Here is a 19,685-nt window from a genome sequence, read left to right on the forward strand (position 1 = left end):
ACCTGTGTAAATTAATCGAACCACCGCAGTCGATAGATTTTCTTTTTTATAGCACAATCGGGCGGCAATTGCCCGTTTTCAGGCGACGCTCCCGGTGTCACCACCGCCACCGCAGACTTGCACCCACTGCCGCACCGGCGCCGAATACCGCCCTGTCGGCCCGGCACCCGTTGTCATGCCTTCAGGTAGTCTTCGCGCGCGCCGAGCCAACGTTCCAGATGCGCCGCCACCGCACCCGGATGCGATTTGAGCAGCCGGTCGGCCGCCTCCTGCGCGCCCGGAATCATCCACGCGTCCTCGTTGAGGTCGACGAAGCGCAGCATGGCGGCCCCCGACTGGCGTGCACCGAGGAATTCGCCCGGACCGCGGATCTCCAGATCGCGCCGAGCGATGACAAAGCCGTCGGTGGTCTCGCGCATCGTCTGCAATCGCGCCTTGGCGCCCATCGACAGCGGCGAGGCATACATCAGCAGGCAGACCGATTCGGCCGAACCGCGCCCGACGCGTCCTCGCAATTGATGGAGCTGTGCGAGACCGAAGCGCTCGGCATGCTCGATGACCATCAACGAGGCATTGGGCACATCCACGCCCACTTCGATGACGGTGGTCGCCACGAGCAGGTGCGTGTCGCCACGCGTGAAGTCGTCCATCACGGCGGCCTTCTCCGCCGGCGAGAGCCGACCGTGAACGAGGCCCACGCGCAATTCGGGCAGCGCCGCGACCAGTTGCGCATGCGTGTCGACGGCCGTCTGCAACTGCAGGGCCTCGCTCTCCTCGATCAGCGGACACACCCAATAAACCTGGCGGCCGGCCAGCGCGGCCGCGCGAACCCGGTCGATGACCTCGGGGCGCCGCGTGTCGCTGACGAGCTTCGTCACGACCGGACTGCGCCCGGGCGGCAGTTCGTCGATGACGGAGACGTCGAGATCGGCGTAGTAGGTCATGGCGAGCGTGCGCGGGATCGGCGTGGCGCTCATCATCAGTTGATGCGGCATGGCGTCATCGCCCATGCCGGCGGTCTGCATCTTGCTGCGCAGCGCCAGACGCTGGGCGACGCCGAATCGGTGCTGTTCGTCGACGACGGCCATGCCCAACCGCGCGAACGTGACCGTATCCTGAATGATGGCGTGCGTGCCGATGACGAGTTGCGCCTCGCCGCTGGCCACGCGCGCCAGCGCCTCGCGCTTCTCCCTCGCCTTCATGCTGCCGGCCAGCCAGGTGAGTGTCACGCCCAACGGCGCGAGCCACGCGGAGAGCTTGCGCAGATGCTGCTCGGCCAGAATTTCGGTCGGCGCCATGATCGCGGCCTGATAGCCGGCGTCGATGGCCTGGGCGGCGGCAAGCGCCGCGATGATCGTCTTGCCGCTGCCCACGTCGCCCTGCAGCAAGCGCTGCATCGGATGCGGCTCGGCCAGGTCGGCGCGAATCTCGGCCCAAACACGTTGCTGCGCCCCTGTCAGACGAAACGGCAGCGCCGCCTCGAAGCGCTCCAGCAGGCCACCGGGCACGCGCGCGCCGAGGGCCGGTGCGGCGAGTCGCCGCCGTGCGGCCTGCGCGCGCTTGAGCGACAACTGCTGTGCCAGAAGCTCCTCGCACTTGATGCGCAACCACGCGGGATGCGAACGCTCGATGAGCGCCGTCTCCGACACGTTGGGCGGCGGGGCGTGCAACAGGCGCACGGCGTCCGACAATGCCGGCAGGGGATGGTCGGGGCCGATGGCGTCCTGGAGCAGGCCCGGTGGCAGCAGTTCGGGGAGCGGCGTGCGCGCCATCGCGTTGTGGATGGCCTTGCGAAGATACGCCTGCGACAAGCCCGCCGCACTCGGATACACCGGGGTGAGCGACTCCGGCAACGGCGCCGCGGCGTCCTGCACCACGCGATACGCGGGGTGCACCATCTCCAGCCCGAAGAATCCGCCCCGCACTTCACCGCGCACACGCACACGCGTACCAATGGCGAGCTGCTTCTGCTGGCTGCCGTAGAAATTCAGAAAACGCAGCACGAGTTCGTGCCCATCGTCCGCAATGCGTACAACCCACTGGCGGCGCGGCCGATAGGCGACTTCACTGGACGTCACCACGCCTTCGACCTGCGCCAGCTCGCTCGGAAGCACCTCGCCAATCTTGCGCAGCGTGGTTTCGTCCTCGTAGCGCATGGGCAAGTGCAGGATGAGGTCGATGTCGCGCTTCAGGCCGAGTTTGGCGAGCTTGTCGGCGCTGCCGGCCCCGGCCTTGCTGGCTGCGGGCCTGGTGGCCTTGGTGGCCTTGGTGGCCTCGGTGGCCTCGGTGGCCTTGGCGGGCCCTGATGCGACGGAGGATTGGCCGGACTTGTCGGAATGGCTCGTCCCCGCGTCCGTCGGGGTGTTGGCGGACTTCGCCGATGCCGGCGCGGCGCCATCGGCAGCCGCGGCCCTGGCGCGGCGCGCGCTACGCCTGGCGGGCGCGCGCGGCGAGGCGTCGGCTTGCGCGCCTGCGGCATCGGCAAGGTCCACGAGGTCGGCAGGGGCGTCGTCGGGCGCGGTGGCGGACATTCTGCGTTCAGTCATGCAGTCGCGAATCTGGCGTTCCAAGTAAAATGGCGGTTGCTACGCATTGTAAACGCTGATGTATACCCTCTCCGATTTCGATTTCGACCTGCCGCCCGAGCTCATCGCGCAGACCGCTCTCGCCGAGCGCACCGCCAGCCGCTTGCTGGAGGTCGACGGCAGTGTTACGCCACCGCATCTGTACGACCGCCGCTTCGCCGACCTGCCCGGGCTGCTCGCCCCCGGCGACCTGCTCGTCTTCAACGACACGCGCGTCATCAAGGCTCGCCTGTTCGGCCAGAAGGCAAGCGGCGGCAAGATCGAGGTGCTCGTCGAGCGCGTGATCGACAGCCGCACCGCGCTGGCCCAGATCCGCGCCAGCAAGCGTCCCGCCCCGGGCACCGTGCTGCACCTGGCGGATGCCTTCGACGTGACGGTCGGCGAACGCGTCGAGCCGTTCTACACGCTTCATTTCCCGGACGACTGCTACACGCTGCTCGAGACTTACGGCCGCCTGCCGCTGCCGCCTTACATCGAGCACGACGCCGATGCAGCCGACGAAACACGCTACCAGACGGTTTACGCCCGCAACCCGGGCGCCGTGGCGGCCCCCACGGCCGGCCTGCACTTCGACGACAGCCTGTTCACCCGCCTCGACGCGCTCGGCGTGCAACGCGCCACGCTCACCCTGCACGTGGGCGCCGGCACCTTCCAGCCGGTACGCGTGGAGAACATCGACGAGCACAAGATGCACGCGGAGTGGTATCAAATCACGCCGGAACTCGTGCAGGCCATCGCCGCCACCCGCGCCCGCGGCGGGCGAGTGATCGCCGTGGGCACGACATCGATGCGGGCGCTCGAATCGGCCGCGCAGGCCGCGCTCGCCGCCGGAGACGCACCGGGTACGCTGCGCCCGGGCAGCGCCGAGACGGACATCTTCATCACGCCCGGCTACCGGTTCCAGGTGGTCGATCGCCTGATCACCAACTTCCACCTGCCCAAGTCGACACTGCTCATGCTGGTGTCGGCCTTCTCGGGCATGGAGACGATCCGCGCGGCCTATCGTCACGCGATCGAGCAGCGTTATCGCTTCTTCAGCTATGGCGACGCGATGATCCTCTCGCGCGTGGAAATGCACGACGCGCCCCTGGCCGCAGCCTGAGAAACGCGGTGTCGCGGCCCGCCGCGCGCGGGCGGGCTCGTCGACGACGATCCCGGCTAATGGCATGCGCGGGCCGTCGCGCCCGGCCCCGCCGGCCGGTGGGGGCGTTCTCATCGACCGCCATCCGACCCGGTACAATGGCGCCTTGGCCGCGCATGGGGCGCTGGCCGCTTTTTGACGCCCCCGCGCGTGCGCCGGCTTGTTTTGCCGGTGGTGCCGGGGCGCACGACACATGCTCAAGTTCGAACTCATCACCACCGACGGGCAGGCCCGCCGGGGACGCGTCACGCTCAACCACGGCGTGGTCGAGACCCCCATCTTCATGCCCGTGGGCACCTACGGCTCGGTCAAGGCGATGTCGCCCGCCGAACTCGTCGAAAACAACGCCCAGATCATTCTCGGCAACACGTTCCACCTCTGGCTGCGCCCGGGCCTCGAGACAATCGCCGCGCACGGCGGCCTGCACCGTTTCATGGGCTGGGACCGTCCGATCCTGACCGACTCCGGCGGCTTCCAGGTCTTCAGCCTCGGCGAATTGCGCAAAATCAGCGAAGAAGGCGTGAAATTCGCCTCGCCCGTCAATGGCGACCGGTTGTTCCTCTCGCCGGAAATCTCGATGCAGATCCAGCACGTGCTCAATTCGGACATCGTCATGCAGTTCGACGAATGCACGCCCTACGAGATCGACGGCCGCCCTGCCACGGAATCGGAAGCCGGCCAGTCGATGCGCATGTCGCTGCGCTGGGCCAAGCGCTCGATCGACGAATTCAACCGCCTCGAGAACCCCAATGCCCTGTTCGGCATCGTGCAGGGCGGCATGTACGAACATCTGCGCGACGAGTCGCTCGCCGGGCTCTCCGAGCTCGACTTCCACGGTTATGCCATCGGCGGGTTGTCGGTCGGCGAGCCCAAGGAGGACATGATGCGCGTGCTCGAGCACGTGGCGCCGCGCCTGCCCGCGAACAAGCCGCACTACCTGATGGGTGTGGGCACGCCGGAAGACCTGGTGGCGGGTGTGTCGGCGGGCGTCGACATGTTCGATTGCGTGATGCCCACGCGAAACGCGCGCAACGGCTGGCTGTTCACGCGTTTCGGCGACTTGAAGATCCGCAACGCCTCGCACAAGAGCGACACACGCCCGCTGGACGAAACTTGCGGGTGTTACACCTGTCGAAACTTCTCGCGCGCCTATCTGCACCATTTGCAGCGAGCCGGGGAGATTCTGGGCGCGCGGCTCAACACCATCCATAACCTGCATTACTATCTCACGCTGATGCAGGAAATGCGGGATGCCATCGAAGCCCACCGATTCGACGCGTTCGTCACCCAGTTCCGGGCCGATCGCGCGCGCGGCGTGCAGTGACGGCCCGGGGCTCCGCAACGGGCACCGAATCCCCGTGGAAGGCGCTCGGGCAGTGGTAAAATGCCGGGCTTGGATCCTGAATCCTCGCACCGAAACACATGCCGCGCGTGTCCGGGTTACCGGCCACACGCGGCTTCTACACGTCTTACATAAGGAGAACCGAACGTGCTGATTTCCGATGCTTTCGCTCAGACGGCTGGCGCCGCCAGCCCGACCAGCAACCTGATGAGCTTCCTGCCGCTCGTTCTGATGTTCGTGGTGCTGTACTTCATCATGATCCGTCCGCAGATGAAGCGTCAGAAGGAAACCCGCAACATGCTCGCGGCCCTCGCCAAGGGCGATGAAGTCGTGACCTCGGGTGGTCTGGCCGGTCGCATCTCGAAGGTTGGTGAAACCTTCGTGACCATCGAGATCGCGGAGAACGTCGAAATCAACGTGCAAAAGGGTGCGATCACGACCCTGCTGCCGAAGGGCACCATCAAGGCGCTCTGATCCTTCGCGCAACCGCATGCGGCCGCCCTCCCGGGCGGCCGCAGTGCATGGCGGCGCGGGTCTGGCGACCTGCGTTGCCCTGCCAGCCGGTCTGAAGCACGGTTTGCCACGAGGCATCACCCTAGCCCGCCGCTATGAATCGCTATCCTCTCTGGAAATACATCATCATTCTGGTGGCGCTCGCCATCGGGGTGCTTTACACGCTGCCAAACCTGTTCGGTGAAACGCCGGCGGTACAGATTTCCAGCGTCAAGGCGACCGTCAAGGTCGATCCCTCGACGCTCGCGCGCGCCGAAGACGCGCTCAAGGCACAGAACATTGCCTATAACGGTGCCGTGTTCGACAGCACGGGCAACAACCCGAGCGTGCGCATTCGCTTCTCCGACACCGACACGCAGCTGCGCGCCAAGGATCTGCTCCAGACCGCGCTTAACACCGATCCGACCGACCCGACCTACGTCGTGGCGCTCAACCTGCTCTCGGCCTCGCCGGACTGGCTCACCAGGATTCACGCGCTGCCGATGTACCTCGGCCTCGACCTGCGCGGCGGTGTCCACTTCCTGCTGCAAGTCGACATGGCCGGCGCCATCACCAAACGTCTGGACGCATCGGCCGCCGACGCCCGCACGCTGCTGCGCGACAAGAACATCCGTCACAACGGCGTGACGCGCACGGACAACGGCATCGAAGCGGCCTTCAGCACGCAGGAAGACGCCGATCGCGCCCGCGGCGTGCTCACCGACGGCCTGCCCGATCTGTCCTACACGACGCAGCCCGGCCCGAACGGGACGTTCAAAGTGGTGGGCACGTTCACGGAAGCCGCCCGGCGCTCGGTGCAGGACAACGCCGTCAAGCAGAACATCGTGACGCTGCACAACCGGGTAAACGAGCTCGGCGTGTCCGAACCCGTGATCCAGCAGGAAGGCCCGGACCGCATCGTCGTGCAGTTGCCCGGCGTGCAGGACACCGCCAAGGCGAAGGACATCATCGGCCGCACCGCGACGCTCGAAGCGCGTCTGGCCGATCCGGACGCGCCTCGCTTCGTCACGGCGGATACGCCGGTCCCGCCGCAGGACGAGCTGTTCCTGCACGGCAATGGCGCGCCGGTCATGCTCAAGCGTCAGGTGATCTTCAGCGGCGATCGCATCACGAGCGCGTCGGCCGGCTTCGACGACCATCAGCAACCGTCGGTCAACATCAAGCTCGACGCCGCCGGCGGTCGCGTGCTGCGCGACGTGTCGCGCGACAACATCGGCAAGCCGATGGCGATCGTACTGTTCGAAAAGGGCAAGGGCGAAGTGCTGACGGTGGCGAACATCCGCAGCGAACTCGGCCAGAGCTTCCAGATCACCGGCATGGGCTCGGCGCAGGCCGCCAACGATCTGGCGCTGCTGTTGCGCGCCGGTTCGCTCGCCGCGCCAATGGAAATCATCGAAGAGCGCACGATCGGCCCGAGCCTCGGCGCCGATAACGTCCAGAAGGGTGTCGACTCGGTGATGTACGGCCTGATCGCCATCGCCGTGTTCATGATGCTCTATTACATGCTCTTCGGCGTGTTTTCGGTGATCGCCCTGCTGTTCAACCTGCTGCTGCTCGTGGCCGTGCTCTCGATGATGCAGGCCACGCTCACGCTGCCAGGTATCGCCGCCATCGCGCTCACGCTCGGCATGGCCATCGATGCCAACGTGCTGATCAACGAACGTATCCGTGAGGAACTGCGTGCGGGTGCGTCGGCGCAGAAGGCGATTTCGCTGGGCTTCGAGCATGCGTGGGCCACGATTCTCGACTCGAACGTGACCACGCTGATCGCCGGCCTGGCACTGCTGGCCTTCGGGTCGGGCCCGGTGCGCGCGTTCGCGGTGGTGCACTGCCTGGGTATCCTGACCTCGATGTTCTCGGCCGTGTTCTTCTCGCGCGGTCTGGTCAACCTGTGGTACGGCGGCCGCCGCAAGCTCAAGACGCTGGCGATCGGTCAGGTCTGGCGCCCGGACGGTGCGACGAACGCACCCGACGCCGGCGAGCAATAACCGCAGGCGCGAGAGGAAACAGTCATGGAATTTTTCCGCATCAAGAAAGACGTGCCGTTCATGCGGCACGCCCTGATCTTCAACATCATCTCGGCGCTCACGTTCGTGGCGGCGGTGTTCTTCCTGCTCACGCGGGGCCTGCACCTGTCGATCGAATTCACCGGCGGCACGGTCATGGAAGTGGCCTACTCGCAGGCGGCCGATCTCGAGAAGATCCGTGGCGAAGTGGGCAAGCTCGGCTATCGCGACGTGCAGGTGCAAAGCTTCGGCACCTCGCGCGACGTGATGATCCGCCTGCCCATCCAGAGCGCTGCCGATGGCAAGCAGGTGACCAGCGCGCAACAGAGCGACGCCGTGATGACCGCGCTCAAGGCCGACGCCCCCGACGTGCAGTTGCGTCGCGTGGAATTCGTCGGCCCGCAGATCGGTCACGAACTGTTCACCGACGGCTTGCTGGCGCTGACCTTCGTGGTCGTGGGCATCATCATCTATCTGTCGTTCCGCTTCGAATGGAAATTCGCCGTGGCCGGCGTGATCGCCAACCTGCACGACGTGGTGATCATTCTCGGCTTCTTCGCGTACTTCCAGTGGGAGTTCTCGCTGGCGGTGCTCGCGGGGGTGCTGGCCGTGCTCGGCTACTCCGTGAACGAATCGGTCGTGATCTTCGACCGGATTCGCGAGACCTTCCGCAAGATGCGCAAGGCAACGGTTCAGGAAGTGATCGATCACGCCATCACGACGACCATGTCGCGTACGATCATCACGCACGCGAGCACGGAAATGATGGTGCTGTCGATGTTCTTCTTCGGTGGCCAGACGCTGCACTACTTCGCACTGGCGCTGACCGTGGGTATTCTGTTCGGTATCTACTCGTCGGTGTTCGTTGCGGCCGCGCTCGCGATGTGGTTCGGCGTGAAGCGCGAGGACCTCATCAAGCACGGCAGCAAGGACGACGAACAAGGGGTCGATCGCAACGACCCGAACTTCGGCGCCCGCGTCTGATACGTCTGATACGTCTGACAAACGCGACATGAAGTGAACAAACCGCCGGCTCGCCCGGCGGTTTTTTTTCGTGCATCGCCGTCACGCGTTGCAGTGCGTGCAGGCGTGGCGGGCTTGCGGTAATCTCGCGGAATTCGCCAATTTCGACATTTCACGCCAATGAAGTCCGTTCGCATCTGGGATCTGCCCACTCGCCTGTTTCACTGGTCGTTCGTCGTGCTGGCGGTCGCGGCCTACGTCACGGCCAAGACAGGCGGCAACGCGATGGTCTACCACTTCTGGTGCGGCTACGCCGTGCTGGCGCTGCTGCTGTTCCGGCTGGTGTGGGGCTTCGCCGGGCCGCGCTATGCCCGCTTCGGGGCGTTCATCGCCCGCCCGGCAACGTTCCTGCGCTCGCTGCGCGATACATCGGACACCGACGCCCGCTTCGCCGGTCACACGCCCCTCGGCGGCCTGTCGGTGATGGCGATGCTGCTGTTCTTCGCGATTCAGGCCGGTCTCGGCCTGTTCTCGAACGACGACATCTTCAACGATGGCCCGCTCGTCAAGTTCATCGACAAGGACACCAGCGACATGCTCACCGGCTGGCATCTGCGCAACCAATGGGTGCTGGTGGTGCTCGTCGCGCTGCACGTGCTCGCGATTCTCTATTACCGCGTGGTATGCAGGAAGGACCTGATCAAGCCGATGATCGTGGGTGACAAACGCACTGTCGCGCCCGTGCATCCGGCGCGCGACGACTGGCGGGTGCGCGTGGGCGCACTGGTGTTGATCGTGCTGGCCTCGGCGCTCGTGTACCGGATTGTCAATCTGACGCCGGCCGTGGCGGCATTGCCGTCGTATTGAAGGCGCGACGTCGACTTCCATGAAAAAAGCCGGTCGAATGACCGGCTTTTTCGCAGGCGTGACCAGCGTGCGAGAGGCGTTTACTTCGCGCGGAAGTTGTCGTGGCAGCTCTTGCAGGTTTGCGCCGCCTCGCCGAAGGCCGTCTTGATCGAGGCGAGGTCGCCGCCCTTGGCCACGGTGTTGAGCTTGGCCACCGCGGTTTCCATCTTCTCGGCGGCTTGCTGGAACTTCGCCTTGTCGGAGAACACCTCCGGCTTCGCCTTGCTTCTTGCCGTGGTCTGCCCGCCCTCGAACGCGGGCCACGGCAGCTTGGACAGCGTGGCGACGAGTTCGGCGTTCTTGATCACGTCGTCCTTGTTGAACGGTGCGTCACCCTTGACCACGGCACCGATACGACCGAAATGGTTGCCGAGCAGGAAGAGGGCCGATTGACGGTATTCCACGGCGTCGTCTGCCTTGGCGAACTGGGCCTGTGCGAATGCCGGCACGACGGCGGCGGCGAGCGCTGCAACTGCGAGGGTAAGCTTCATCGGTGGGGTTCTCCTTATGGTTTGTGCGGCTATGATACACAGCAACCCGGCACCGTAAAAAACGGGCCGCAAAAGCGGCCCGTCAGGTCGACGACGGCGCCAGATGCCGCGAGTCGAGGTTCGGTGGTGGCTTGGAGCCTTACACGCGCTTGGCGAGCGCCTCGGCAATCCCGACATAGTTTGCCGGGGTCATCTCCAGCAGACGCGCCTTGGCGTCCTCGGGAATCGCCAGCTGCTTGATGAACGCCTGCAGCGCTTCGCGGGTGATACCCTTGCCGCGCGTGAGTTCCTTGAGCTGCTCGTACGGATTCGGCACCCCGAAGCGGCGCATCACGGTCTGCACCGGCTCGGCCAGCACTTCCCACGTGTTGTCCAGGTCTTCGTCGAGACGCTGCGGGTTGACCTCGAGCTTGCCCAGACCGCGCAGGCACGAGTCGTAGGCCAGCAGGCTGTAGCCGAACGCCACGCCGATGTTGCGAAGCACGGTGGAGTCGGTGAGATCGCGCTGCCAGCGCGAGACCGGCAGCTTGTCGGCCAGGTGGCGCAACACGGCGTTCGCCAGGCCCAGATTGCCTTCCGAGTTCTCGAAATCGATCGGGTTGACCTTGTGCGGCATGGTCGACGAGCCAATTTCGCCTGCCTTCGTCTTCTGCTTGAAGTAGCCGACGGAGATGTAACCCCAGATGTCGCGGTTCAGATCGAGCAGGATCGTGTTGGCGCGAGCCACGGCGTCGAACAGCTCGGCCATGTAGTCGTGCGGTTCGATCTGGATCGTGTACGGGTTGAACGTGAGGCCCAGGCGCTTTTCGATCACCGCCTTGGAGAACGACTCCCAGTCGTATTCCGGATAGGCCGACAGGTGCGCGTTGTAGTTGCCGACCGCCCCGTTCATCTTGGCGAGCAGCTCGACGCGACGCACGCGCTCGAGCGCGCGAGCCAGGCGCACGGCCACGTTGGCCAGCTCCTTGCCCAGCGTGGTCGGCGAGGCCGGTTGACCGTGCGTGCGTGAAAGCATCGGCTGCGCGGCGTGCTCGCGGGCGAGCTCACTGAGCTTGGTCACGAGCGATTCGAGCGCGGGCACGATCACTTCGTCGCGCGCACCCTTGATCATCATGCCGTGCGACGTGTTGTTGATGTCTTCCGACGTGCAGGCGAAGTGAATGAACTCGCTGGCCTTCTCGAGCTCCGCCTGACCCTGCACCTTCTCCTTGAGCCAGTACTCGACCGCCTTCACGTCGTGGTTCGTGACCTTCTCGATGTCCTTGATGCGCTGGGCATCGGCGTTCGAGAAATTGGCGGCGAGGTTGAGCAGGAACGCCTCGGCATCGGCCGAAAACGGTGCGATCTCGGCAAAGCCGGCCTTGGACAGGGCGATCAGCCAATGGATTTCGACCGTCACGCGGTGGCGCATGAAAGCCGCCTCGGACAACCACGGACGCAGGGCGTCGGTCTTGCCGGCATAACGGCCGTCGAGCGGGGAAAGCGCGGTCAGGGGGGAGAATTCGTCGGACATGGCACTGGGCACCGAAAAAGAAAACCGGGGAGCCGGCGATGTGCCAACTCGGAAAAGGCCAGTATTTTACCATTGCCCGGGACCGGCCATCCCGCACGTTATACTCTCCTCCGCGCTATCGCGATATATCAAGGATTCACATGAAGTTGATCGGTGCCCTCGCCAGTCCCTATGTTCGCAAAGTCCGCATCGTGCTGGCCGAAAAAAAGCTCGACTACAAGCTCGAGCTGGAGAACGTGTGGGGCGACGACACCCGCATCCAGCAGTCCAACCCGCTGGGCAAAGTGCCCTGCCTCGTCATGGAAGACGGCGAAGCGGTATTCGACTCGCGGGTCATCTGCGAATACCTCGACACGCTGTCGCCCGTCGGCAAGCTGATCCCGCCGTCGGGGCGCGAACGCGCCGAAGTGCGTTGCTGGGAAGCCCTGGCCGACGGCCTGACCGATGCCGCCGTGCAGATCCGCGTCGAGATGATGTTTCACGACGAGGCATCGCGCTCGCAGCGGCTCGTCGACCGTCAGCTCGGCAAGATCGATGCCGGCCTGAAGGCCATGGCGAGCGGTCTCGGCGATCGCCAGTGGTGCGCGGGCAACCGCCTGACGCTGGCCGATGTGGCGCTCGTCTGCTCGCTCGGCTATCTCGATTTCCGCTTTCCGGAGATCCGGTGGCGTGACGCCCATCCCAATCTGGCCCGCCATTTCGAGCGCATGAGCACGCGCGCCTCGGTGGCCGACACCGTTCCCACGCTTTAGGCTGGCGTCATCCCCCTCGCGCGCCGGACTGCGCCGCGGCGCCGACCGGTCGGTCGTACATGACCGCAGGACGGTCGCGCTGCCGCTTTCGCTCGGCCTCGGCCGACGGACTGCGCGTCACCAGCAGGCCCAGATCCCGCAGCAAACGCCACGCCCCTGACGCGTCGGCGCGCTCCGTACGCACGCCGGGCACCGGCGAGGCCGTTTGCGCGCCGGCGGACAAAGGACGTCCCGTTTCGGACGATTTGCCCGCGGCAGCCGTACCGCCGGCACCGGCAGCGTCGACCGAACCGGAGGGATCGGAGGTAGCTGAGGGACCCATGGCGCTTCGGGGCACGAGCGCGACGAAGGAGTCGCCCGAGCCGACGGCATCGTCCCTCGTCTGCGGGGAGGAAGCGACCGTCTCGCCGGCCCCCCCCGCATCTCGCAGGCGGGAATAGCCGTCCATCACGCGTTGGACGAAGCGCTGCGTCTCGGCGAACGGCGGCACCTGTCGTCCATATCGCAGCACTGCACCTTCGCCCGCGTTGTAGGCCGCGAGCACGAGGCGCAAGTCGCCATCGAATCGCGAGAGCAGCCAGCGCACATACGCCGCACCCGCCCGAAGGTTTTCCGCGGGATCTTCGAGACGCCGAACACCGAAGCGCTGACCTGTGCGCGGCAGAATCTGCATCAACCCGATCGCACCTCGCTCTGACACGGCAGCCGGGTCGTATCCCGACTCGGCATCGATAATCGCGTGCAGTAGCGCCGCGTCGAGGTCCGTCGCGCGTGCCGCGCGGCGCACGAGCGCGTCGAACGGCAGCGCGTCCGTCGCCGGACCTGACGGACGCCCGCCGCTCGCCTGCGCCAAGGGTTTCACTGCACGCCACGGTTCCACCACGGCTGTCGGCGGAGTAGGCACCACGAGCTGAGCGTCCTCGACACGCGGATGGTGGGGCAACAAGGCCGCCGCCGCGACCGGTGCGGCAAGCGCCGCCAGCATGAGCACTACGCCCCGCTTCATACGCCACCTCCCGGTTCGTCACGTCCGGCGTCACCGTCGCCACCGCGCCCGCTGCCACCCGCTCCGCTCTCTCCCACCTCCCCGCCGCTTCCGACATTTCCGCCTTCGTTGCCCTCGCCGCCCTCGCCGCCCTCGCCGCCCTCGCCGCCCTCGCCGCCCTCGCCGCCCTCGCCGCCCCCGTCGACCGTCTCGCTAGCCTCCTGCGCCGTCACCTCGTACGGCAGATCGAGCGCCAGGCGCAGAATCGCCGCCACGGCATCGAACAGGTCCGGCGGAATCGGAGCGTCGATCTCCACTTCGTCCATCAGGCGCCGCGCGACAGGCACGTGTTCGACAATGGGCACGCCCGCCCGCTCGGCCAGCCGCACGATGGTGCGCGCGCGTGCATCGCGGCCCTTCTCGATGACCAGCGGCACGGCCGTCTCGCCCGGCACGTAACGCAGGCACACGGCGAGGCGCGTAGGATTGCGCACCACTGCGGTGGAACGGTTCACGTTGTCGGAAAGGCTCCCGCTCTCGACTGTCTCGCGGTGAATGTCGCGCCGCCGGTTCTTGATTTCCCGGTTGCCCTCCACTTCCTTCGACTCGCGCTTAACCTCGTCGAACGACATCATCAGTTGCTTGCGCAACTGGTGCTTCTGATACGCGAAGTCCAGGGCGCCGAACACCACGTATGCCATGACCAGCACCGCCATCAGCCAGAACAGCAATCGCACCGTGAGCGCGAGTCCGCACGTCGGCCCGCACGCGGGCAACGCCGCGAGAGACGGTGTGTACTGGCGGATCAGATAGAAGAACACCACCCCGAGCACGGCCACCTTGACGAGCGACTTCCCGAACTCGAACAGCGACTGCATCGAGAACAGTTGTCTCGCCTTCGCCACCGGATCGATTCGCTCGTACTTCGGCCGAATCGCCTCCGGCGCCACGAGTACGCCGACCTGCAACACCATCGCAAGCCACGTCGTCACCACCAGCAACACGGCGAGCCCGCCCGGGAAGCGCGCGAGCAGCAGCATCGACGGGCCGAGCATGCCCTGTACGGCCACATCGACCGGATCGCGCAGCACTTGCAGCATGCGCGAGACCAGTGCGACGAGCGCGTCGTACAACGCGGGGCCCTCGAACCTCAGCCACGCCAGCGTCGCGCCGAGCTGCATGCATACGGCCACATCGGCGCTCTTGGCCACACGCCCCTTCCTGCGCTCGTCCGCGAGCTTCTTGGGCGTGGGCGGCAGCGTCTTCTCGCTCATCCGGGCCTCACGATGCCGGCTGCGCCAGCGCCACCCATGCGTGAAACACGTCGGGCAGGCGATACCAGCCGGCAAGCGGCATGGCAACCGCGAACGGCAGGCTCGCCACGGTCACGAGCAGCGCCATGGCGCTCTTGACGGGCATGGCCAGGAAGAACACGTTGAGTTGCTGCGCCGCGCGATTGACGAAGCCCATCGACATGTCGACCAGTACCATCACGACCATCGCGGGCAGCGCCACGGCCAGGCACATGACCTGCATCGCCTGCCACAACGACGACACCCACGCCTGGCCGCCGCCGTGCCACTGCCAGGGCTGGCCGACAGGCAGCGCGAGGTAAGAGTCGTAGAGCGTGGCGAGCAGCATGTGCGCGGCCGGCGTAATGAAGAACAGGACGCAGAGCATCTGCGTGAGCGCCGTGCCGAATATCGACGACTGCGCGCCCATCAACGGATTGAGCACGCTCGCCATGGACGCCCCGCGCATCGTGTCGATCACGTAGCCAGTCATGTCGACCGCCCAGAACGGCAGCGCGGCGGCGAAACCCAGCAGTCCGCCGACGCAGAGTTCACGCACGATCACCATGCTCCAGGCCCCCCACTGCGCCGGGATCTGCGGAGCCGCGTGAACGAGCGGCACCACTGGCAACGCAAGTGCGAGCACAAGGGCATTGCGCAACAGGCCGGCACCGAGCATCCCCACCGAGAGCACCGGCAACAGCATGGCAAGGCCCAGCGGGCGCAACATGGCCACGCCCCACGCCAGGCACCATTCGAACACGCCGGACCCGGCCGAAGAGAGCCGGCCGTCGAGTGCGGCGTCGGCCCCGCCAAGGAAGGAAATGTCCATGCGCTCATCCCATCCGGCTGATCTGTTCGAACGTGCTGCTCGCGTAGTTGAGCAGCACATGGCCCATCCACGCGTACGTTGCCGCGAGCGTGACCGACACCGCGACCAGCTTGATGAGGAATTGCACCGTCTGGTCCTGCACCTGCGTGAGCGCCTGGACCAGCGAGACCAGTACCCCGACGGCCGACGCGACCACAACCGTCGGCAACGACATCAGCAGCGTGAGCCAGAGCATTTCGCTCGTGAGATTGACGACGATCGCTTCGCTCATGATGTTGCGTTCCCGTCCGTCATGCGTAGGAGAGCATCAACTGGCGCACCAGTTGCTCCCAGCCGTTCATCATCACGAAGATCAGCAGCTTGAACGGTAACGCGATGGTCATCGGCGAGACCATCATCATGCCCATGGCGAGCAGGATGTTCGAGATCACCAGATCGATCACGACGAACGGCAGGTAGAGCAGCAGCCCGATCTTGAACGCCTCGGCAAGCTGGCTCAACGCGAAGGCCGGCATCAGCACGAGCAGCGAATCGGCGCCCAGCCGGTCGCGATACGCCTCGGGCCACGTCCGGCCGCCGATCCCGGCGAAGAAGTCGCGCTGGCGCGGATCGGTGTGCCGGGTGAGAAAGGCGCGATATGGCGCCAGTACGCTGGCATCGACGTCAGCGACGAAATGCTTCGACGACAGCGATACCGGACGCGCCGCCAGATTCGCCTCGATTTCGAACGCGACGGGCGCCATGATGAAACAGGTGAGAACGAGCGACAGTCCGTAGATGGCGATATTCGGCGGAATCTGCTGCGTACCCAGGGCGTTGCGAAGCAGTGCGAAGACGACGGCCAACTTCAGAAAAGCAGTCCCCAGCACCACCAGCAACGGCAAGATCGAGAGCAGCGAAAGCAGTACGACGAGCTGCACCGGATGATCGAGCAGGGACATGCGAACTCCAAGAGTGACGTGGCGCGAAGGCAAGGCGCGGCGAAGGCCGAGGCGATGTTAGGGGGGCGTCGGATGCACGCCCATCGGGTCACCACCCGAAATCGGGGTGGCGTCGTCACCCGCAGCGTCGGTGTCGCGCTCGTCGCCCGAATCCGGTATCGGACCGGCGGCCGGTCCGATCGCGTCGATCCGCACGCCGAGGCGCCCGTCGCCGAAACGCAGGAGTTGCCCACTGGACCATGGTGCGCCGTCGCGCCACAACGCCAGGCAGGCCGCGGCGTGCACGCTCGACGCGCCCGCGGGCGGCGACACGGCCGGCTCGCCGGCAAGCCAGGCCATGAGCGCCGGGATGGGAATCGGCCTTTGCGCGATCACCACGTCAAGGCGGGTCACGGCATCGGTTCGCATGCGCTCCACCGCGCCCCGACCGGACGGCTGAGCGTCGCGCATCGGAATGGCGTAGTCGCCGTCGATCAGCCAATACTCGCCGCTCGCGATGTCAGCCGTTTCGTCGAGCAGGACGGTGTCGCCCTCGCACAGCGCGTCGCATTGCGCAACGCCGAGCGTCGCCCACCCCACCGCCAACGCGCACGGGCGCGCCGGCAGCCCCGCGGGATCGAGCGGTTCGTCGCACGGCGTGGCCCGTCGACAGCGCTCGCGTAGCCACGATGCCGCGCCGTCGAGATACGCCAACGCCAATCGGTGCGCGCCGCGCTGCAGGACGATTCCGATACGCCAGTCCGTCGTCACGCTCCCGGGTGTCAGATCGACGGCCTGCGGCCAGGTCGCATCGACGGCGTCGCCGCCAGGCGAAAGCGTGAGCGCCGCCGCGCTCGCACGCCACGCCTGCGGTAGCGCTTCCCACGAGGGCACCGGCAGCTCAGCCGCGAGCCATTCGGTCCACTGACGCGCGTCGCACCAGAAGCGCGTCCGGCCCGGCCCCGCCTCGTTGACGCGCGCTGTGACGATCAACCCTTCGCCTCCGATGAGAAGCCACCCGACGCGAACCTGCGTGTCGCCTTCCGGAAAAATCAGACTGCCGCCACCGGCAAGCAGGTCGTCCAACGTTTGACGGCCGTCGCCGGAACACGCCGGGGACAGGTCACGGGACATAGCGTGCCTCGACTTCCACCGTGACAGGCAGCTTCATGCGCGCGGTCAGCGCACGTGAGAAGTGCCCGCGACGCGCCAGCAAGCGGCGAAACATCGTGAGCTGCACGCAGAGCAGACTGACGGTGATGCCCAGCCGTCCCCGACGGGCTTCGACGACCAGCGTGTCGAGCACCCCGCCGTGCACGACCACGCGCAATGCGCTGGCGCCGTCCCAATTGACCTCCTGCCGTGCATGCCACGCGCGCAGCCAGCGCAGCACTTCGGCCGGGCCGCTCACGCACGCAATACTCTCGCCGGCCAGCGAAAACGCGCGCGCTTCGCGCTCGTTGCCCTGGCCGCCGTTGCTTCCGTCACAGCGGCGCTGAAAGCGGCTCGTCGCGCCCTCGCCCCGCCGCGATGGCGATCTGTCCTGCAAACTGCCGACGGGATCGGCTCGAAGGCCACTGCGGTGGATGATGTTCATCTTGAGGTCCTCGTCATGGCGTGGTGAAGAAAACAATGCAGGCGATCGCGGCACCCCGGCTCGCGCCCCCGCCGGTCAACGTCGGTAAAACGCCGACAGCTCGCGAAACTTCTCCTGCTTGCGAGCGTTGGCATGCAGTTGCTCGCGCAGTCGAATCACGTCCGTCTGCGCCTGCCGCGCGTGCGCGAGCGCCGCCGCGTGCCGCGATGTGGCATCGCCGAGCGCGACGCGCGCCGCCTCCACGCGTCGCGAGGCTTCGACCGCCTCACGGCGCGCATAGACACCGCCTTGCGACAGACACTCACGCCAACGGCGACGCTGCGTCTCGCAGGCCTGCTCGCACGCCCTCACCGCCGCCTCGGCATCGTCGGCATCGGCCTGCGCGCGGCGAATCGCGGCCCGCAGACCCACGTCGCGGCGCCTCGCCAGTGCGACCAGTTCGGCGAGCGCCGTCGATTCGACCGGCACCCCGCCGGCCGTCGTCTTCAGTTCGCGAGATGTTCGAGCCATGCGCACGTATCGTCGAAAAGCGCCACGTCGTGTTGCGCCTGACACAGGAACTGGCGGATGTCTGGCGCGAGCGCCAATGCGTCGTCCGTATCGGGATCGTTGCCCGCCTGGTATTCGCCGACGCGCACCAACAGTTCGACTTCCGCCGCGAGCGCCATCGCGCGCCTCACGCGCGCCGCGTTGGCCACATGCCGCGCCTGGGCGACCTGCGTCATCACGCGCGAGAGGCTTGCCGGTATATCGATGGCGGGGTAGTGGTTTTCCTGCGCCAGACGGCGCGAAAGCACGATGTGGCCGTCGACGATGGACCGGACCTCGTCGGCCAGCGGTTCATCAAGGTTGTCGCCCTCGACGAGTACCGTATAGAACGCCGTGATGCTCCCTCGCTCGCCATTGCCGGCGCGTTCGAGCAAACGGGGCAAACGGGCATAGAAGCTGGGCGGCAAGCCGCTCGCGGCGCCGAGTGGCTCCCCGGCCGCCATGCCGATATCGCGAACCGCCCTGCCGAAGCGGGTCAGCGAATCCATGAGAAGCAGCACGTGCTTGCCTTCGTCGCGAAACGCTTCGGCAATCGCGGTGGCGGTATAGGCCGCCTTCATGCGCTCGATTGCGGGACGATCCGACGTTGCAACCACGCACACCGTGCGCGCACGCGCCTCGGCGGTCAGGGCCTGCTCCAGGAATTCACGCACTTCGCGACCGCGCTCGCCGATGAGCGCGAGCACGATCACGTCGGCCTGCGCGCCCGCGCACATCATGGCAAGCAACGTGCTTTTGCCGCCGCCGGCCGCGGCGAAGATGCCCAGCCGTTGCCCACGACCACACGTGAGCAGCCCGTCGATGGCGCGAATGCCGATGGGCAAGGGCGTCGAGACGAGACGCCGCGTCAGCGCGCCCGGTGGCTCGGCGTCGAGCGAGCGCCAGATCACATCGGTCGGCGCGTCGCGCGGAATCGGTGCCCCCGCCGACAGCGAACGACCGAGTCCGTCCAGCACCTGTCCGATCAACCGGTCTCCGACCGCCACGCGTGAATCCGTGCCCAGTGCCTGCACGAGCGCGCCGTTGGCAACCCCGTCCGGCTGCGCGTACGGCGCGAGCCAGACGTACCGTCCCTCGACGGCGATGACCTCCGCATCGAGCAGCGGCGACATGACCCGGCATTGCTCGCCCAGCGCCGCACCGGGCAACCGCGCGCGCATCGCGTTCGAGGTGATCTTGTCGATGCGCCCATAGCGGACTTCAGACGACGTGCGGCGCCAGTCGTCACACGCCTTGCGCTGTCCGTCGATCACGCGGCGCAATCCGTTGGCAATGCGGGACGCATCGGGGCGGCGCAT

Annotated in this window: 19 protein-coding genes; 7 read left to right on the forward strand and 12 right to left on the reverse strand. The window is 66.4% G+C overall.

What is annotated here, in order from left to right; all coding sequences use genetic code 11:
- Positions 1-173: 173 nt before the first annotated feature.
- On the reverse strand, positions 174-2,546 hold the full coding sequence (recG, locus tag PMO31116_RS03870; RefSeq protein ID WP_150565581.1) for an ATP-dependent DNA helicase RecG: 2,373 nt from the start codon (positions 2,544-2,546) through the stop codon (positions 174-176).
- 58 nt (positions 2,547-2,604) lie between these two features.
- Here recG and queA point away from each other — a divergent pair, with 58 nt between their 5' ends.
- The 6 genes from queA (at position 2,605) to PMO31116_RS03900 (ending at position 9,417) form a co-directional block, all read left to right on the forward strand.
- Positions 2,605-3,687, forward strand: coding sequence for a tRNA preQ1(34) S-adenosylmethionine ribosyltransferase-isomerase QueA (queA, locus tag PMO31116_RS03875; RefSeq protein ID WP_150565582.1), 1,083 nt, complete (start codon positions 2,605-2,607; stop codon positions 3,685-3,687).
- A gap of 232 nt (positions 3,688-3,919) precedes the next feature.
- Complete coding sequence (tgt, locus tag PMO31116_RS03880) at positions 3,920-5,050, forward strand: tRNA guanosine(34) transglycosylase Tgt (protein WP_023597440.1); 1,131 nt, start codon at positions 3,920-3,922, stop codon at positions 5,048-5,050.
- A gap of 225 nt (positions 5,051-5,275) precedes the next feature.
- Positions 5,276-5,542 carry a preprotein translocase subunit YajC gene (gene yajC, locus PMO31116_RS03885; protein WP_231107075.1) on the forward strand — a complete coding sequence of 89 codons (267 nt, stop codon included), beginning with the start codon at positions 5,276-5,278 and terminating at the stop codon, positions 5,540-5,542.
- A gap of 134 nt (positions 5,543-5,676) precedes the next feature.
- Positions 5,677-7,569, forward strand: coding sequence for a protein translocase subunit SecD (gene secD, locus PMO31116_RS03890; RefSeq protein ID WP_150565583.1), 1,893 nt, complete (start codon positions 5,677-5,679; stop codon positions 7,567-7,569).
- Between the two features lie 24 nt (positions 7,570-7,593).
- A complete protein-coding gene (secF, locus tag PMO31116_RS03895) occupies positions 7,594-8,571 on the forward strand; it encodes a protein translocase subunit SecF (RefSeq protein WP_150565584.1) in 978 nt (325 codons plus the stop codon).
- 159 nt (positions 8,572-8,730) lie between these two features.
- Positions 8,731-9,417, forward strand: a complete 687-nt coding sequence (locus PMO31116_RS03900) for a cytochrome b/b6 domain-containing protein (protein ID WP_150565585.1) — start codon at positions 8,731-8,733, stop codon at positions 9,415-9,417.
- Positions 9,418-9,497: 80 nt separating this feature from the next.
- On the opposite strand, the gene PMO31116_RS03905 is transcribed toward PMO31116_RS03900, so the two are convergent.
- Together PMO31116_RS03905 and purB are read right to left on the reverse strand one after the other, a co-directional pair.
- Complete coding sequence (locus PMO31116_RS03905) at positions 9,498-9,947, reverse strand: c-type cytochrome (RefSeq protein ID WP_150565586.1); 450 nt, start codon at positions 9,945-9,947, stop codon at positions 9,498-9,500.
- 139 nt (positions 9,948-10,086) lie between these two features.
- Positions 10,087-11,460 (reverse strand): adenylosuccinate lyase, encoded by a 1,374-nt coding sequence (gene purB / locus PMO31116_RS03910; protein WP_150565587.1) that lies wholly within the window; start codon positions 11,458-11,460, stop codon positions 10,087-10,089.
- A gap of 140 nt (positions 11,461-11,600) precedes the next feature.
- Here purB and PMO31116_RS03915 point away from each other — a divergent pair, with 140 nt between their 5' ends.
- Positions 11,601-12,212, forward strand: a complete 612-nt coding sequence (locus PMO31116_RS03915; RefSeq protein WP_150565588.1) for a glutathione S-transferase family protein — start codon at positions 11,601-11,603, stop codon at positions 12,210-12,212.
- Positions 12,213-12,219: 7 nt separating this feature from the next.
- On the opposite strand, the gene PMO31116_RS03920 is transcribed toward PMO31116_RS03915, so the two are convergent.
- From PMO31116_RS03920 to PMO31116_RS03965, 9 genes are all read right to left on the reverse strand, one after another.
- A complete protein-coding gene (locus tag PMO31116_RS03920; RefSeq protein WP_150565589.1) occupies positions 12,220-13,218 on the reverse strand; it encodes a lytic transglycosylase domain-containing protein in 999 nt (332 codons plus the stop codon).
- The gene (locus PMO31116_RS03930) at positions 13,215-14,471 is read right to left on the reverse strand and encodes an EscU/YscU/HrcU family type III secretion system export apparatus switch protein (RefSeq protein WP_246185139.1); all 1,257 of its coding nucleotides are present in this window, start codon (positions 14,469-14,471) and stop codon (positions 13,215-13,217) included. Before PMO31116_RS03930 ends, PMO31116_RS03920 begins: the two co-directional genes overlap by 4 nt.
- A gap of 7 nt (positions 14,472-14,478) precedes the next feature.
- Positions 14,479-15,321, reverse strand: a complete 843-nt coding sequence (gene sctT / locus PMO31116_RS03935; RefSeq protein WP_150565590.1) for a type III secretion system export apparatus subunit SctT — start codon at positions 15,319-15,321, stop codon at positions 14,479-14,481.
- A 4-nt stretch (positions 15,322-15,325) separates the two neighbouring features.
- A complete protein-coding gene (sctS, locus tag PMO31116_RS03940) occupies positions 15,326-15,592 on the reverse strand; it encodes a type III secretion system export apparatus subunit SctS (RefSeq protein WP_150565591.1) in 267 nt (88 codons plus the stop codon).
- 19 nt (positions 15,593-15,611) lie between these two features.
- Positions 15,612-16,262 carry a type III secretion system export apparatus subunit SctR gene (sctR, locus tag PMO31116_RS03945; protein ID WP_150565592.1) on the reverse strand — a complete coding sequence of 217 codons (651 nt, stop codon included), beginning with the start codon at positions 16,260-16,262 and terminating at the stop codon, positions 15,612-15,614.
- Positions 16,263-16,319: 57 nt separating this feature from the next.
- Positions 16,320-17,375: a hypothetical protein gene (locus PMO31116_RS03950; protein WP_150565593.1), complete on the reverse strand. Its 1,056-nt coding sequence runs from the start codon at positions 17,373-17,375 to the stop codon at positions 16,320-16,322.
- Entirely contained in the window at positions 17,365-17,838 is a 474-nt protein-coding gene (locus tag PMO31116_RS03955; RefSeq protein WP_150565594.1) for a hypothetical protein, read from the reverse strand. Before PMO31116_RS03955 ends, PMO31116_RS03950 begins: the two co-directional genes overlap by 11 nt.
- Before the next feature lie 75 nt (positions 17,839-17,913).
- Positions 17,914-18,348, reverse strand: coding sequence for a hypothetical protein (locus PMO31116_RS03960; RefSeq protein WP_150565595.1), 435 nt, complete (start codon positions 18,346-18,348; stop codon positions 17,914-17,916).
- Positions 18,324-19,685, reverse strand: coding sequence for a FliI/YscN family ATPase (locus tag PMO31116_RS03965; RefSeq protein ID WP_150565596.1), 1,362 nt, complete (start codon positions 19,683-19,685; stop codon positions 18,324-18,326). The genes PMO31116_RS03960 and PMO31116_RS03965 overlap by 25 nt, the downstream gene beginning before the upstream one ends.

The sequence above is a fragment of the Pandoraea morbifera genome (genome assembly GCF_902459575.1).
In the GTDB taxonomy this organism is placed as follows: domain Bacteria; phylum Pseudomonadota; class Gammaproteobacteria; order Burkholderiales; family Burkholderiaceae; genus Pandoraea; species Pandoraea morbifera.

What these genes read in the sequence shown, in the direction of transcription:
- recG (WP_150565581.1), bottom strand. Translation starts at nt 2,546, where the DNA reads ATGACTGAACGCAGAATGTCCGCCACCGCGCCCGACGACGCCCCTGCC.
- queA (WP_150565582.1), top strand. Translation starts at nt 2,605, where the DNA reads ATGTATACCCTCTCCGATTTCGATTTCGACCTGCCGCCCGAGCTCATC.
- tgt (WP_023597440.1), top strand. Translation starts at nt 3,920, where the DNA reads ATGCTCAAGTTCGAACTCATCACCACCGACGGGCAGGCCCGCCGGGGA.
- yajC (WP_231107075.1), top strand. Translation starts at nt 5,276, where the DNA reads ATGAGCTTCCTGCCGCTCGTTCTGATGTTCGTGGTGCTGTACTTCATC.
- secD (WP_150565583.1), top strand. Translation starts at nt 5,677, where the DNA reads ATGAATCGCTATCCTCTCTGGAAATACATCATCATTCTGGTGGCGCTC.
- secF (WP_150565584.1), top strand. Translation starts at nt 7,594, where the DNA reads ATGGAATTTTTCCGCATCAAGAAAGACGTGCCGTTCATGCGGCACGCC.
- PMO31116_RS03900 (WP_150565585.1), top strand. Translation starts at nt 8,731, where the DNA reads ATGAAGTCCGTTCGCATCTGGGATCTGCCCACTCGCCTGTTTCACTGG.
- PMO31116_RS03905 (WP_150565586.1), bottom strand. Translation starts at nt 9,947, where the DNA reads ATGAAGCTTACCCTCGCAGTTGCAGCGCTCGCCGCCGCCGTCGTGCCG.
- purB (WP_150565587.1), bottom strand. Translation starts at nt 11,460, where the DNA reads ATGTCCGACGAATTCTCCCCCCTGACCGCGCTTTCCCCGCTCGACGGC.
- PMO31116_RS03915 (WP_150565588.1), top strand. Translation starts at nt 11,601, where the DNA reads ATGAAGTTGATCGGTGCCCTCGCCAGTCCCTATGTTCGCAAAGTCCGC.
- PMO31116_RS03920 (WP_150565589.1), bottom strand. Translation starts at nt 13,218, where the DNA reads ATGAAGCGGGGCGTAGTGCTCATGCTGGCGGCGCTTGCCGCACCGGTC.
- PMO31116_RS03930 (WP_246185139.1), bottom strand. Translation starts at nt 14,471, where the DNA reads ATGAGCGAGAAGACGCTGCCGCCCACGCCCAAGAAGCTCGCGGACGAG.
- sctT (WP_150565590.1), bottom strand. Translation starts at nt 15,321, where the DNA reads ATGGACATTTCCTTCCTTGGCGGGGCCGACGCCGCACTCGACGGCCGG.
- sctS (WP_150565591.1), bottom strand. Translation starts at nt 15,592, where the DNA reads ATGAGCGAAGCGATCGTCGTCAATCTCACGAGCGAAATGCTCTGGCTC.
- sctR (WP_150565592.1), bottom strand. Translation starts at nt 16,262, where the DNA reads ATGTCCCTGCTCGATCATCCGGTGCAGCTCGTCGTACTGCTTTCGCTG.
- PMO31116_RS03950 (WP_150565593.1), bottom strand. Translation starts at nt 17,375, where the DNA reads ATGTCCCGTGACCTGTCCCCGGCGTGTTCCGGCGACGGCCGTCAAACG.
- PMO31116_RS03955 (WP_150565594.1), bottom strand. Translation starts at nt 17,838, where the DNA reads ATGAACATCATCCACCGCAGTGGCCTTCGAGCCGATCCCGTCGGCAGT.
- PMO31116_RS03960 (WP_150565595.1), bottom strand. Translation starts at nt 18,348, where the DNA reads ATGGCTCGAACATCTCGCGAACTGAAGACGACGGCCGGCGGGGTGCCG.
- PMO31116_RS03965 (WP_150565596.1), bottom strand. Translation starts at nt 19,685, where the DNA reads ATGCGCCGCCCCGATGCGTCCCGCATTGCCAACGGATTGCGCCGCGTG.